The 13,757-nt window shown below is 73.8% G+C and carries 11 protein-coding genes; 10 read left to right on the top strand and 1 reads right to left on the bottom strand.

Translation table 11 applies throughout. The features are described from left to right. Window positions 1-318 precede the first annotated feature (318 nt). The 5 genes from AB2L28_RS07185 to AB2L28_RS07165 are packed head-to-tail and all read left to right on the top strand — an operon-like array spanning window position 319 to window position 5,817. Window positions 319-1,632, top strand: a complete 1,314-nt coding sequence (locus AB2L28_RS07185; protein ID WP_370718068.1) for an ABC transporter substrate-binding protein — start codon at window positions 319-321, stop codon at window positions 1,630-1,632. Between the two features lie 46 nt (window positions 1,633-1,678). Further along, window positions 1,679-2,626 carry a carbohydrate ABC transporter permease gene (locus AB2L28_RS07180; protein ID WP_370718067.1) on the top strand — a complete coding sequence of 316 codons (948 nt, stop codon included), beginning with the start codon at window positions 1,679-1,681 and terminating at the stop codon, window positions 2,624-2,626. Then, the gene (locus AB2L28_RS07175; protein WP_370718066.1) at window positions 2,619-3,530 is read left to right on the top strand and encodes a carbohydrate ABC transporter permease; all 912 of its coding nucleotides are present in this window, start codon (window positions 2,619-2,621) and stop codon (window positions 3,528-3,530) included. Before AB2L28_RS07180 ends, AB2L28_RS07175 begins: the two co-directional genes overlap by 8 nt. 59 nt (window positions 3,531-3,589) lie before the next feature. Then, complete coding sequence (locus AB2L28_RS07170; RefSeq protein WP_370718065.1) at window positions 3,590-5,008, top strand: Gfo/Idh/MocA family protein; 1,419 nt, start codon at window positions 3,590-3,592, stop codon at window positions 5,006-5,008. Continuing rightward, entirely contained in the window at window positions 5,005-5,817 is an 813-nt protein-coding gene (locus AB2L28_RS07165; RefSeq protein ID WP_370718064.1) for a sialate O-acetylesterase, read from the top strand. Before AB2L28_RS07170 ends, AB2L28_RS07165 begins: the two co-directional genes overlap by 4 nt. On the opposite strand, the gene AB2L28_RS07160 is transcribed toward AB2L28_RS07165, so the two are convergent. Beyond that, window positions 5,780-7,369, bottom strand: coding sequence for a pectinesterase family protein (locus AB2L28_RS07160; RefSeq protein ID WP_370718063.1), 1,590 nt, complete (start codon window positions 7,367-7,369; stop codon window positions 5,780-5,782). The two genes, AB2L28_RS07165 and AB2L28_RS07160, sit on opposite strands and share 38 nt — an antisense overlap. A gap of 58 nt (window positions 7,370-7,427) precedes the next feature. Here AB2L28_RS07160 and AB2L28_RS07155 point away from each other — a divergent pair, with 58 nt between their 5' ends. The 5 genes from AB2L28_RS07155 to AB2L28_RS07135 all read left to right on the top strand — a co-directional run bounded on the left by AB2L28_RS07155 (window position 7,428) and on the right by AB2L28_RS07135 (window position 13,692). Further along, window positions 7,428-9,053: a glycoside hydrolase family 43 protein gene (locus AB2L28_RS07155; protein WP_370718062.1), complete on the top strand. Its 1,626-nt coding sequence runs from the start codon at window positions 7,428-7,430 to the stop codon at window positions 9,051-9,053. Then, window positions 9,050-9,985 (top strand): DUF6807 family protein, encoded by a 936-nt coding sequence (locus tag AB2L28_RS07150; RefSeq protein ID WP_370718061.1) that lies wholly within the window; start codon window positions 9,050-9,052, stop codon window positions 9,983-9,985. Before AB2L28_RS07155 ends, AB2L28_RS07150 begins: the two co-directional genes overlap by 4 nt. Continuing rightward, window positions 9,982-11,124, top strand: a complete 1,143-nt coding sequence (locus tag AB2L28_RS07145; RefSeq protein ID WP_370718060.1) for a Gfo/Idh/MocA family protein — start codon at window positions 9,982-9,984, stop codon at window positions 11,122-11,124. Before AB2L28_RS07150 ends, AB2L28_RS07145 begins: the two co-directional genes overlap by 4 nt. An 86-nt stretch (window positions 11,125-11,210) precedes the next feature. Further along, window positions 11,211-12,131 carry a 5-dehydro-4-deoxyglucarate dehydratase gene (locus tag AB2L28_RS07140; protein WP_370718059.1) on the top strand — a complete coding sequence of 307 codons (921 nt, stop codon included), beginning with the start codon at window positions 11,211-11,213 and terminating at the stop codon, window positions 12,129-12,131. A gap of 46 nt (window positions 12,132-12,177) precedes the next feature. Further along, entirely contained in the window at window positions 12,178-13,692 is a 1,515-nt protein-coding gene (locus AB2L28_RS07135) for an aldehyde dehydrogenase (NADP(+)) (RefSeq protein ID WP_370718378.1), read from the top strand. The last annotated feature ends 65 nt before the right edge of the window (window positions 13,693-13,757 follow it).

Raw genomic sequence — 13,757 nt, 5'->3', positions numbered from 1 at the left:
CGGTTCCCCAGACGGTACCCACACAACGCCCGCCGGGGAAGGGCAGCACGGTCTGCATCCACATCTTGTTGGGCTGCAAGAGTTTTTTTGATCCGGGTGGACGAGGGAGGCGCCGCGACCGGCTCGCGACCCCACCCCTGGACCGGGAGCGAGAAAGCGATTACCGTACCTGCTCACGGCGACCGAGGAGGGTCGCCGACCACCGCGCCACGGGGGGTCGAGGAGGACCACCCGTCCTCGCACCACCCGCTCCCGCACCGCTCACAGATCGTCCGGACAGGACCCGCGCCGCAGGCGCCCACACCCGAGGAGACCCCCGTGTCCGCTCGCCCCCTCAGTCGTCGCACCACCCTGGCCACCGGCGTGGCGACCGCCTCCGCCGTCGCCCTCACCGGCTGCAGCCGCTTCGGCGCCTCCGGCGGCGGGACGGACGCGGACGGCGTGGAGCTGACCGTCATGGCATGGGCCGACTCCAAGCAGGCGGCGGTCTACGAGAAGGCCTTCGCCGCCTACCACGAGGCCAACCCGGGCGTCACCGTGAAGCTGGAGTGGATGGACGTCGGGAGCTACCAGGACAAGCTCAACACCCGCTTCGCCGCGGGCAACCCGCCGGACGTCATGTTCCTCGTGGGGCGCTGGCTCGGGGAGTACGCCTCCCGCGGCGCCCTGGCCGACCTCGCGACCTTCCCCGACGCCCTCGACCTCACCGCGCTGGACGACAGCGTCCTGGCCTCCAGCCGCCTCGACGGCAAGCTCTACGGCGTGCCCACCGGCACCACCTGCCAGGGCCTGGTCTACAACACGAAGGTCCTGCAGGACGTGGGACTGACCCTGCCGGACACGAGCACCTGGACGTGGCAGCAGTTCCACGACTTCAACGTGGCCATCACCGAGGCCACCGGCCGGGCGACGTACGGCACGGGCTACAACATCCCCTGGGCCCCGACCGTGTCCCTGTGGGCCGGTCAGCACGGGGAGAGCCTGTACACCGAGGACGGAACTCTCGGGATGTCCGCGCAGACGCTGGCGGACTACTTCCAGATGACCGTCGACCTCCGCGACGCCGGCGGGTACGCCCCCGCGGGCAGCCTGGACGACCAGGCCACCACCGTGGAGGACTCCGCCCTGGGCAAGGGGTTCGTCGCGTCCCAGACGATCCCCGCCAACCTCTTCGGCGACTACAACACCGCGCTGGACGGGAACCTGACCCTCGTCCGCTTCCCCGGCGAGGTTCCCACCCACGGGTACCAGATCACGCCCACGCTGCTGTGGTCGCAGGCCAGCGGGTCGAAGCACCCGCAGGAGGCCGCCGCCCTCATCGACTACCTGACCAACGACCCGACGTCCTTCGAGTCGCGGGCGGCGCTGCTCGGCGTCCCGGTCAACCCCGACATCGCCACCGAGGTGGCGGCGACGCTGCCGGCCGACGGCAAGACCTTCGTCGACTTCCTCCTCGGCCTGCAGGACGAGGAGCTGCCCCCCTACTACCTCGAGCCCGCCGGGGCCGGGGAGATCTCCGACAACCTCGTGAGCCTCGCCACGGAGGTCGAGTTCGGCCGCATGACCCCGCAGCAGGCCGGTGAGCGGTTCGTCACCGAAGCCCAGGCCAGCCTCGCCCGCGCGTCGTCCTGATGCCGGTGCCGCCGGCCCCCCGACCGAGGAAGCAGCAGGAGGAACCATGAGCACCAGCACCACGTCCCCGGTGGCCGCCCCCGGGGTGGACAGGCCGCCACGCCTGCGGCGGCGCAGCTCGGCCGAGGCGTCGGAGGAACGGGCCGCTTACGTGTTCCTCGCGCCCTGGTTCATCGGGATGCTGTTCACGGTCATCCCGTTCGGGGTCTCGCTGTACCTGGCCTTCACGAACTACAACCTCCTGCAGTCCCCCGCGCTCGTCGGGCTGGAGAACTTCACCCGCGTCTTCGAGGACCCGAAGGCGGAGACGTCGGCCCGCGTCACGCTCACCTACACCTTCCTGTCCGTGCCCATCTCGATGGTGTCGGCGTTGGCGGTGGCCATGCTCCTCAACAAGGGCGTGCGCGGGCTCAAGTTCTACCGATCGATCTTCTACCTGCCCTCCCTCATCGGGGCCAGCGTCGCCATCGTCATGCTGTGGCGCTCGATCTTCGGCTACGGCGGGATCGTCAACTCCTTCCTGGGCTTCTTCGGCATCGAGGGCCCGGGCTGGGTGACCGACCCCGACTGGGCCCTCGTCACCCTCGTCACCCTCGGCGTCTGGAGCTTCGGCGCCTCGATGGTGATCTTCCTCGCCGGGCTGCGGCAGATCCCCGTCATGTTCTACGAGGCCGCCTCCGTCGACGGCGCCGGCTGGTGGCGGCAATTCCGCTCCATCACCGTCCCCCTGCTGAGCCCGGTGATCTTCTTCAACCTCGTGCTCGGGCTCATCGGATCCCTGCAGACGTTCACCCAGGGGTTCGTCTTCTCCGGCGGCACCGGCGGCCCGGCGGAGTCCACCCTGTTCTTCAACCTCTACCTGTACCAGCAGGGGTTCCAGCGGTTCGACATGGGCTACGCCTCCGCGCTCGCGTGGGTGATGTTCATCGTCATCGCCTTCTTCACCGCGCTCAACTTCCTCGTCTCCAAGTGGTGGGTGTTCTACGATGACTGACACGACCCTGACCCGCGGACTCCGCTCGGCCAAGGACCGCCTGCGTGGTGTCGAGGCCTACCAGGAGGAGCTGAGCGGGACGCCCCGCACGCGCTTCCTGCGCCACGTCGTCCTCGTCGGGGTGGGGCTGGTCATGCTCTACCCGCTCCTGTGGATGCTGTCGGCGTCGTTCAAGCCGAGCGCCAAGGTGTTCGCCGACAGCAACCTCGTCCCCTCGCAGGTCGAGCTCGGCAACTACGCGGCCGGCTGGTCGGCGCTGGAGCACCCGTTCCAGCTCTACCTGGTGAACTCGCTCATCCTGGCCGTGCTGAACATCGTCGGGAACCTGCTGTCGTGCTCGATGGCGGCCTACGCGTTCTCCCGGCTCCGCTTCCGCGGCCGCAAGACGCTGTTCGCGGCCATGCTCGGCACGATGCTGCTGCCGGCCCACGTCGTCCTCATCCCGCAGTACGTCATCTTCGCCAAGCTGGGCTGGGTCAACACCTACTTGCCGCTGACGGTCCCGGCGTTCCTGGCCACCAACGCGTTCTTCGTCTTCCTGCTCGTGCAGTTCATGCGCGCACTGCCCATGGAGCTGCAGGACGCCGCCAAGATCGACGGCTGCGGGCCCTACCGGACCTACTGGAAGGTGATCATGCCGCTCACCGTCCCCGCGATGGCGACCGTGGCGATCTTCACCTTCATCTCCAGCTGGAACGACTTCTTCGGGCCGCTGCTCTACCTCACCGACTCGGACCTGTTCACCGTGCCCCTGGCGCTGCGGCAGTTCATGTCGGCCGAGGGCGCCAGCGACTGGGGCCCGATGTTCGCGATGTCGGTCGTCTCGCTCCTGCCCGTCGTGGCGTTCTTCTTCATCGGGCAGCGCTATCTCCTCAACGGCATCGCCACCACGGGGATGAAGTGAGCACCCCCTGACGTGACCACCCGCAGGACCGCCGAACCGACCACCTGGAACGAGGAACGATGGACGAGGCACGAGTGACGACCCCCTCGACGGGACGGCGGCGCTACGCCGTCGTCGGCACCGGGGGACGGTCCCAGATGTACCTGGAGGCCCTGTCCTCCACCCACACCGACGTCGGGGAGGTCGTCGCCCTCGTCGACGGCAACGACGTCCGGATGGACTACTACGAGCAGTTCCTCCTCGAGCGGGGGCGGCGCGCCCCGCACCGGTACCGGCCCGAGGCGTTCGACGACCTGCTGCGCACCGAGCGCCCGGATGTCGTCCTCGTCACCAGCCCGGACCACACCCACGCCCGGTACGTCGTCGCCGCGCTGCGCGCCGGGGTCGACGTCGTGTGCGAGAAACCCCTGACGATCGACGCGCAGTCGCTGCTCCACATCGTGGAGGCGGCGCGCACCTCGACGGGCCGGCTCGTCGTGACGTTCAACTACCGGTACTCCCCCCGCAACACCCTCCTGCGGCAGGTCATCGCCGACGGGCGGGTCGGGGACGTCACGTCGGTGCACTTCGAGTGGTGCCTGGACACCGTCCACGGCGCCGACTACTTCCGCCGCTGGCACCGGGACAAGGCCAACTCCGGCGGGCTGCTGGTGCACAAGTCCACCCACCACTTCGACCTCGTGAACTGGTGGCTGGACGACGCCCCCGAGACCGTCTTCGCCCTCGGCGGGCTGCGGTTCTACGGCGAGGCCAACGCCGCGCGCCGCGGGCTGGGGCCGCGCCCGCTGCTCGGCCGGGACGCCGTGGGCCACGGCGACCCGTTCGTCCTGGACCTCGCCGCCGATGAGAAGATGCGCCGGCTGTTCCTGGAGGGCGAAGCCGTCGACGGGTACCACCGCGACCGCGACGTGTTCACCGGGGGCATCACCATCGAGGACAACCTGACCCTGGCGGTCGGCTACTCCCGCGGCGCGTCCATGGCGTACACGCTCAACGCCCACTCCCCGTGGGAGGGGTACCGGGTCGCCGTCAACGGGACCCGGGGCCGCGTCGAGCTGGAGGTCGTGGAACGCTCCCACGTCGCGGCCGCGGCCGTCGCCGCCGGCGCGACGCCCGGCAAGTCGGCGCCGGCCGTCGACCCGAGCGCCCAGCCCGACGACCCCGAGGTGGCCGCGCAGTCCCTGCGGCCGTGGGGGTCCCGCCTCCTGCTGCAGGAGCACTGGCAGCCGCCGCAGCTCCTGCCCATCCCCGAGGGGGCCGGCGCGCACGGCGGCGGGGACGCGATGCTCCTCGACGACGTCCTGCGCGGTGCGGCCCCGGACCCGCTGGGCCGGCAGGCCGGGTACCTCGACGGGGTCCGCAGCGTCCTGGTCGGAGTGAGCGGCAACGCCTCCCTGGCGAGCGGACAGGCAGTCCGGCTGGCCGACTTCGGGCTGCCCCTGGACGCCGGGGCGGTCATGGCGCGAACGGGGACGTGAACGGGGAACGGGCGGGTCGCGACCTCGTCGTCGTCCTCGGGCAGTCCAACGCCGCCGGGTCCAACACGGACTTCGACCCCGAGGGGGCCGACGCGTTCGACCCGCGGGTGGAGGTGTTCGCCGCGACCGGACCGGACGGGGGGCGGATAGTGCCGGCCCGCGAGCCGTTCTGGCCGCTGCTGGGGCACCCGCCGGGCGGCGTCGGACCCGGCGGCCCCTTCGCCGCGCTGCTGCTGCCGACCCTGCCGGCCGACCGGCGCGTCCTCGTCGTCCCGGCCGCCGTGGGCGGGACGGGCTTCCACGCCCACACGTCCTACCCCGGCGTCTGGAAGGTGGGCCTGGAGCGGGCGGACACCCCGAACCTGTTCGCGCGCGCCGTCGCGCACGTGCGGGCGGCCCTGGCCGCGGCAGGCCCGGACTCCCGCGTGCGGGTGGTGCTGTGGCACCAGGGCGAGACCGACGGCGGCCACGGTCGCAGCGAGGCCGAGTACGCCGCGGACCTCGACGAGCTCGTCGCCGCCTTCCGCGCGCAGGTCCCGACGGCGCAGGACGTCCCGTTCCTGCTCGGCGGCATGGCGCCGGAGCGCATCGCCGCGTACCCGAACCACGCCGGGGTGGCCGCAGCGCACGCAGCCACCCCGGGCCGGGTGCCGGGGACGGCGTTCGCACCGTCCCCGGCCGGCCACGTCAACGACGGGACGACCCACCTCACCGCGGCCGCTCAGCGACTGCTGGCGGCGAACCTGTTCGCCGCCTTCACCGCGGTGGAGCTCACCGCAGCAGGCCCAGGTCCCGCAGCCCGGCACTGACCAGTTCGGCGATCGCGACGGCCCCCGCCTCCGAGAGGTGGGTGTCGTCGCGTTCGCCGTCGGGGTAGCCGTCGTGGGCGCCGGGGCCGAACCACAGGAACGACGCCCTGCTGCCCTCCTCCCCCTGCTCCTGCCACAGCCGTCGGCTCGCAACGGTGAGGTCGAACCAGGGCACGCCGTCGCGCTCGGCCAACCGGCGCACGGCATCGGGGTACCCCTCGTGGGTGGACCGGGCACGGCCCTGCGCGTCGAAGGACCGGCGTTCGACCGGCGTCAGCAGCACGGGGTGGGCTCCCCGCGCGCGGGCGCCGACCACGAAGCGGCGCAGGTTCGCCGGGTAGGTCCGGTGGACGTCGGCGTGCCGCTCGTCCGTCTTGGCGTCGTTGTGCCCGAAGGCCACGAGGAGCAGGTCCCCGGGGCGGAGTTCCGCGAGGGCCTCGTCGGCCGCGCCGGAGGCGAGGAAACTCGTGGTGCTGGCCCCCGAGATCGCCCGGTTGACGACCTCGCCGCCCGTGCACCGGGCGAGGACCTGACCCCAGCCGGTGCGCGGAGCACGGTCGGCCGGGTAGTCCGAGGCCGTGGAGTCCGAGACGACGACGACGCGGCCGCTGAGGACCGGCGGGCCGTCCCAGCCCGCCAGGAACTCCTCGGGACGGGTCGGGGAACCGGGCGGGACGGACGGCCAGCCGGGGTGCGCGCCGGTTCCGCCGAGCACGCCGAAGCGGGCGTCGCGCCAGTCGAAACCGCTCATCTCGGTGAAACCCGCGGGGCTCAGGTGCGACCCGAACGCGCAGTCGACGAACAGGGCCTGGCCCACCGCGTCGGGTTTGCCCCCGGGGTGCCACGGGCGCCCCAGGTGGACGCTGCCCGAGGGCAGCCCGGGGCCGGTGAACCGCACCCCGGAGAACAGCAGGCCGCGGGGGTTCTCCCGCGCCGTGGACGGGGCCGACACCCAGCCCCGGCCGTTGCTGCGGACCTCCCCGCCCTCCAGGACGGCGGTGGCGCGGCCGTAGACGAAGTCGACGTCGCCCTCCACGAGGCAGTCCCGGAGGTGGACGTGCCGGACGTCGGACCACCCGGGGGCGTCGAGCAGGAGCGTGTCCTGCCGCGCGAGCAACCGGCAGCGCTGCACAGTGATCCGGTCCCCCAGCGTCCGCAGCGCGATCGCCTGCGCCTCGACCTGGCAGGGTTCGGCGAACCGGTCGAAGGTGTTCTCGACGGTGAGGTCGGCCAGGGTCACGTCGTCGGCGACGACGGTCAGGGTCGCGCAGTCCTGCCCGTAGGGCAGTCCCGTCCGGTCCCGGTCGCCCTGGCACAGGTCGAAGGTCAGGACGACGTCCTCGGCGCGCCCGGTGGCGGAGCGGATCGTCAGCGGCGCCGCACGGGGTTCGATCCGCAGGTGCTCGACGTAGCGGCCGGGCTGCACGACGATCTCGGTGACGGTGGGTTCGGCGAGGGCGCGACCGACGGAGGGCAGGAGCTCGGCGTCGTCCCCGACCACGACCGTCCGGTGCGCGGTCTGGTTCCGGGGGCGGTCCACGAGTCGGTCCATCGGGCGATCGTAGTTTCTCGCGGGCACCCGAGTAAACGCTTTCCGGTAGGGTTTCGGCATGTCCGTCACCGACGCCGGCGCGCCCGGGGACCCCGCAGGACCGGCGGCCCCGGGAACCCTCGAGAACCCGCAGACCCGTGAAACCCCTGCGGCCACGTACCGGAACCCGGTGCTCGCCGCCGACTGGCCCGACCCGGACGCGGTGCGCGTCGGGCCGGACTACTACCTGGTCGCCTCGAGCTTCAACCGCTCCCCCGGCCTGCCCGTGCTGCACTCCCGCGACCTCGTGAACTGGGAACTCCTCACCCACGCCCTGCCCCGGGTCGACGCGTCGGGCGCGTTCGCGCTGCCGCGGCACGGCGGCGGCGTCTGGGCACCGGCCATCCGGTTCCACGACGGGGTGTTCCACGTCGTGTACCCCGACCCCGACCGCGGCGTGTTCGTGGTGAGCGCCACCGACCCCGCCGGCCCCTGGAGCCCGCCCCGCCCGCTGCTGACGGGGCTGGGGCTCATCGACCCCTGCCCGTTCTGGGACGAGGACGGCTCGGCCTGGCTGGTCCACGGCTGGGCCCGCAGCCGCAGCGGCACTGGGAACCGGCTGTCGCTCGTCCCGGTCGACGCCGGGCTGACACGGGCCCTGGGCCCGGGCCGGGTGCTGGTCGACGGCCGCGACGTGCCCGGCTGCACGACGTTGGAGGGGCCCAAGCTGTACCGCCGGGGATCGTCCTACTACGTCTTCGCCCCCGCCGGCGGTGTCGCGACCGGGTGGCAGTCGGTGTTCCGGTCGGGCTCCCTGCAGGGCCCCTGGGAGCACCGCGTCGTCCTGCGCCAGGGCGGCACCGACGTCAACGGCCCCCACCAGGGGGCGTGGGTGGACACCCCCGCCGGGGACGACTGGTTCCTGCACTTCCAGGACACCGGGGCCGCCGGCCGGGTCGTGCACCTGCAACCGCTGCGCTGGGCCGAGGACGGGTGGCCCGTCATCGGCGCCACCCCCGGGTCCGGCGGGGACGGGGGGCAGTGGGGGGAACCGGTCGCGCAGCACCCCTCGCCGCACGGCACCGCCCAGGGCTCACGGCTGCCCGGGGGCGGGGACGACTTCGCGAACGGTCCCGGCCCGCAGTGGCGCTGGCAGGCCGACGTGCCCGCCGGGCAGGCGTCCGGAGGAGAGGACGGCGGGGGTCTCGTGCTGCGGGGGGACGCCAACGACACCGGGAACGTGCGGACGCTGCCGCAGGTCATGGGCCAGCCCCTACCCCTGGTCTCAACCCGGTTCACGACGACGGTCAGCCTCGACGGCCCACCCGGCGCCCGCGCCGGCGTGGCGGTCCTGGGGCGGTCCTACAGCTGGACGGGGGTGCGACGGCACCCGGACGGCCACGACGAGGTGGTCGTGGGACGACGCGGCCCCGACGACCTGGACGAGAGGGTCGAGGTGCACGGCGCGGTCCCCGCCGGCTCGGCGCTGGAGGTCGAGCTCGTCGTGCACGAGGGCGCCACGACGAGCACCGCGGTGCGCCGCCCCGGGCACGACCTGGAGGTCCTGGTCCGGGACGAGCCCGCGGTGGCCGGGCACTGGATCGGTGCGGAGACGGCCCTCTTCGCCGCCGCCCCCCTGGGCGGGTCCCCCGGCACCGGCCGGTTCGGGCCCGTCGAGCGCACCGTCGAGGAGGAGCGCCCGTGACCGGCCCCGTCCTGGCGGCGGACGTGGTCGAGGTCCGCCTCGGCGACGACCTGCCCCCGGCCGAGTCCCCCCGCCCGCACCTGCACCCCGTGCGCTCCCTGGCGGGCGTGGTCCTCAGCGACAGCGCACCGACCGACCACCCCCACCACCACGGGGTGGGGGTGGCCGTGGCCGACCTCGGCGGGACGAACCACTGGGGCGGACGCACGTTCGTCCGCGGCCGCGGGTCCGTCCTGCGAGACGACCACGGCCGGCAGCGGGTGACGGCCCGGCGCGACCACCCCGACGGAGTCGACCTGGAGATCGTGTGGACCGACGAGCGGGGGCGCCGGCAGGGCGTGGAGGCGCGGCGCCTGCGGACGTGCCCGCACCCCGCGGGCTGGGTCCTGTCCTGGCGCACCGCGTTCGTGCCCGACCGCCCGCTGTCGGTGGGGTCGTCGGCGACGAACGGGCGCCCCGGCGCCTTCTACGGCGGCTGGTTCTGGCGCACCCCCTTCCCCGGCGCGGTCGTGGCGACGACGGCGGGCACCGGTGTCGAGCACGCCCACGGCGTCCGCTCGCCCTGGCTGCTGGTCACCTCCGACGGCCCGGAGGCGGTGTCGCTGCTGGCCGTGCAGCGGGGCCGGCCCCGGCCCTGGTTCGTGCGCACGCAGGGGTACGTCGGGTTCGGCCCGGCCCTGGCCGTGGCCGAGCGCCTCGTCCTCACCCCGGCGGACCCGCTCGTGGAGGAGGTCGACGTGCTGGTCCTCGACGAGCGGCTCGAGGCCGCCGCGGCCGCGGGACTGGCGGCGGGGCTCCTCGGGGACCCTGGGCAGGGACGAACGGGGGAACCGGTGCGCGACCACGAGGAGGACCAGGAGATGGGAACGGTGACGGGAACGGTGACGGGAACGGTGGCGGGCGGCGCGGGCGTGACGGGGGTCCGCTCGTGAGCGGCCCGGCGCGACCGGCGGTCGCCCTCGTCGGCGTGCACGGGTACGGCCGGCGGCACGTGGACCGGTTGCTCGCCCGGCGCGAGGGCGGCGAGATCGACCTCGTCGCCGTCGCCGACCCCGTCCCGCCGGACGGGGCGCTGGAGGGCGTGCAGCGGTTCAGCGACCTGACGGACCTGCTGGCGGCGCACGAGCCCGACGTCGTCGTCGTGAGCACCCCGCTGCACACGCACGCCGACCTCGCCGGGACCGCCCTGCGGGCCGGCGCGCACGTGCTCGTGGAGAAACCCGCCACCGCGGACCTGCCCTCCTTCGAGGCGCTGCTCGCCCTGGCCGGGGAGACCGGTCGCTGGTGCCAGGTCGGGTTCCAGAGCCTGGGGTCGGCTGCGGTCCAGCACGTCCGCGACCGGGTGGCGGGCGGCCGGATCGGCACGGTGACGGGGTACGCCGCGGCCGGGTGCTGGGTGCGCACGCACTCCTACTACGCGCGGGCACCCTGGGCGGGCCGGCGCCGGCTGGACGGGCGGGTCGTCGCCGACGGCGCGCTGACGAACCCGCTGGCGCACGCCGTCGCCACCGTCCTGGCCGTCGCCGGGTCGCAACGCCTCGAGGACGTGCGGGCGGTCGAGACGGACCTGTTCCACGTCAACGACATCGAGGCCGACGACACCTCCACGGCCCGGATCGCGCTCGCCGACGGGCTCGACGTCCTCGTCGCCGTCACGCTCGCCGCGGCCGAGCCCGGTGAACCGTCCGTCACCGTGACGGGCACGGGCGGGTCGATCACGTTGTTCTACACGCTCGACACGGTCGTGGAGGAGGTCCCGGGACGGCCGCCGCGGGTCACCCGGCACGAGCGCGTGGACCTGCTCGACGACCTGCTCGACGCCGTGCGCACGGACCGCCGGCCCCGGTCCCCGCTGCAGGACGCCGGGGGTTTCGCCCGCGTCCAGGACGCCGTCGTCTCCGGCCCCGAGCCGCGCGCGGTGCCCGGGGAGTTCTGGGTCCGGCACGACCTGCCCGGCGGCGACGTTCACCGGCAGCTGCCCGGGGTGGAGGAGGCGGTCCACGAGGCGGTGACCCGGCGGCGCACCTTCACCGAGCTCGGCCTCGACTGGGCCCGCGCCGCCCACCGCTAGTGTCTACATCCTTGGATACTGTCCTTCTGCGTGGACACGAAGTAGGCTGGGAACGTCCCCACCGACCCGTGACACAGGAGAACCCCGTGACCGAGAGCACCTGCTCCCCCGACGACCTGCGCCGCACCCTCGGCGCGGGCCTGCTGTCCTTCCCGGTGACCCACACCCGCGACGACCTCTCCTTCGCCGAGGACGGGTACCGCGAACACGTCGCCCACCTGGCGCAGTTCGGGGCTTCCGGACTGTTTGCCGCCGGCGGCACCGGGGAGTTCCCCGCGCTCACGCAGGAGGAGGTCCAGCGGATCGTCCGCGCCACCGTCGAGGCCGGCGGGGGCACCGCCCCCGTCGTCGCGCCGGCCGGCTACGGCACCTCGACGGCGGTCGCGATGGCCCGCGACGCCGGGGCCGCGGGCGCGGACGGCGTCTTCGTCCTCCCGCCCTACCTCAACGAGCTGACCCAGGAGGGGCTGTACCAGCACGTCGCGGCCGTCTGCCGGGCGACGCCCCTCGGCGTGGTCGTCTACCACCGGGCCAACGCCCGGTTCACCGCGGCCACCGTGGACCGGCTCGTCGCCGAGTTCGACAACTTCGTCGGGTTCAAGGACGGCATCGGCGACGTCGAGCTCCTGGCGCGGCTGAACGCCACCCACGGCGAACGAGTTCTGACCGTGGGCGGGCTGCCGACCGCCGAGACGTACGCCCTGCCCTACCTCGAACTGGGTGTGACGACGTACTCCTCGGCCATCTTCAACTTCGCCCCCCGCTGGGCGACGGAGTTCTACCACGCCGTCCGCGCCCGCGACCGGGACACCGTCCTGGACGGGCTGCGCACGTTCGTCCTGCCCTACCTGTCCATCCGGGACCGCTCCCCCGGGTACCCCGTCTCGATCGTCAAGGCCGGCATGACGGCCGTGGGCCGCAGCGCCGGCCCGGTCCGGCCGCCGCTGACGGACCTCACGGCCGCCGAACTGACCGAACTGACCGCGCTCGTGCAGAAGGTGGCCTGACGTGACCGCGACGACCACCACCCCGCAGGACACGCTGACGGGCGAGATGTTCCTGGCCGGTGAGCGGGTGCGCGGCCGCGGCCGAACCGTGCACGCGCTCGACCCGCGCACCGGTAAGACCCTCGAACCCGGGTACGCCCTCGGCGGGGCCGAGGACGTCGACCGGGCCGCCACCGCCGCCGCGGCGGCCTTCCGCACCTTCCGTCGCACCACCCCCGAAGCTCGGGCCGCGTTCCTGGACACGATCGCCGCCACCCTGCAGGACCGCGGCGAGGCGGTCGTGGCGCGTGTGCAGCAGGAGACGGGCATCCCGGAGGTGCGGGTGCGCGGAGAACTCACCCGCACGGCCAACCAGCTGCGCCTGTTCGCCGGGGTGCTGCGCGACGGGTCCGCGACGGGGGTGCGCATCGAACCCGCGCTGCCGCAGAGGAAACCGCTGCCGCGCCCGGACCTGCGCCAGCGCCGGGTGCCGATCGGGCCGGTCGCGGTGTTCGGCGCCTCGAACTTCCCGCTGGCGTTCTCGGTCGCCGGGGGCGACACGGCCGCCGCGCTGGCCGCCGGCTGCCCCGTCGTCGTCAAGGCGCACACCTCCCACCCGGGAACCTCCGAACTGGTGGGTGCGGTGATCGCCGAGGCCGCGACCGAGCACGGCCTGCCCGCCGGGGTGTTCTCCCTCGTGTTCGGCGACGGCCGGGAGGTCGGGGCCGCCCTCGCCGCGCACCCCGCCATCGCCGCGGTCGGGTTCACGGGTTCCCGCTCCGGCGGGACCGCCCTCGTGGCGGTCGCCCAGGCCCGTCCGGTCCCGATCCCGGTGTACGCGGAGATGTCGAGCACCAACCCCGTCGTCCTGCTGCCCGGCGCGCTGCGCGAGCGGGGCGCTGTCATCGGCGAGGGTCTCGTGGCCTCGCTGACGACCAGCGCGGGCCAGTTGTGCACCAACCCCGGCCTGGTCCTCCTCGTCGAGGGTGAGGGCAGTGGGGAGTTCCTGGAGAGCGCCGCCGCGGCGGTGCGCGCGACCCCGGCAGCCCCGATGCTGTCGCAGGCCGTGGGCCGGGCCTACCGTGAGGGGGTCGAGGCCCTGCGCACCCACCCGGCGGTCATCGAGGTCGCGACGGGCCAGGAGGACACGTCCCTCGCGGTCCCGGGCACGGCGCACCTGTTCACCACGACCGCCGAGGCGTACGCGACCGACGAAGCCCTGCACGCGGAGGTGTTCGGTGCGACGTCGCTCGTCGTGCGCGTCCCCGCCGTCGCCGATCTGCACCCGCTGCTGGAGGCCCTGGAGGGCCAGCTGACCGCCACCGTGCACGTCGGCGAGGGTGACACCGCGACCGCGGCCGCGCTGGTGCCGGTGCTGGAGGAGACGGTGGGCCGCATCGTCGTGAACGGCTGGCCCACGGGCGTCGACGTGGGCGCGGCGATCGTGCACGGGGGCCCGTTCCCCGCCACGAGCGACGCCCGCTCGACCTCCGTCGGCACGCTGGCCATCGAGCGTTTCCTGCGCCCGGTCGCCTACCAGGACGTCCCCGCCGGCCTGCTCCCGGCCGAGCTGCGCGACTGACCCGCCGTCACCGGTCCCACTCTCTCCGACCTTCGAGGAGATCGTCGAGGGCGGAGAGAGTGCTC

Source organism: Kineococcus mangrovi, assembly GCF_041320705.1.
GTDB lineage: Bacteria > Actinomycetota > Actinomycetes > Actinomycetales > Kineococcaceae > Kineococcus > Kineococcus mangrovi.
The sequence above is the reverse complement of the archived record's forward strand: the minus strand, read 5'-3'. Positions and strand labels throughout refer to the sequence as shown.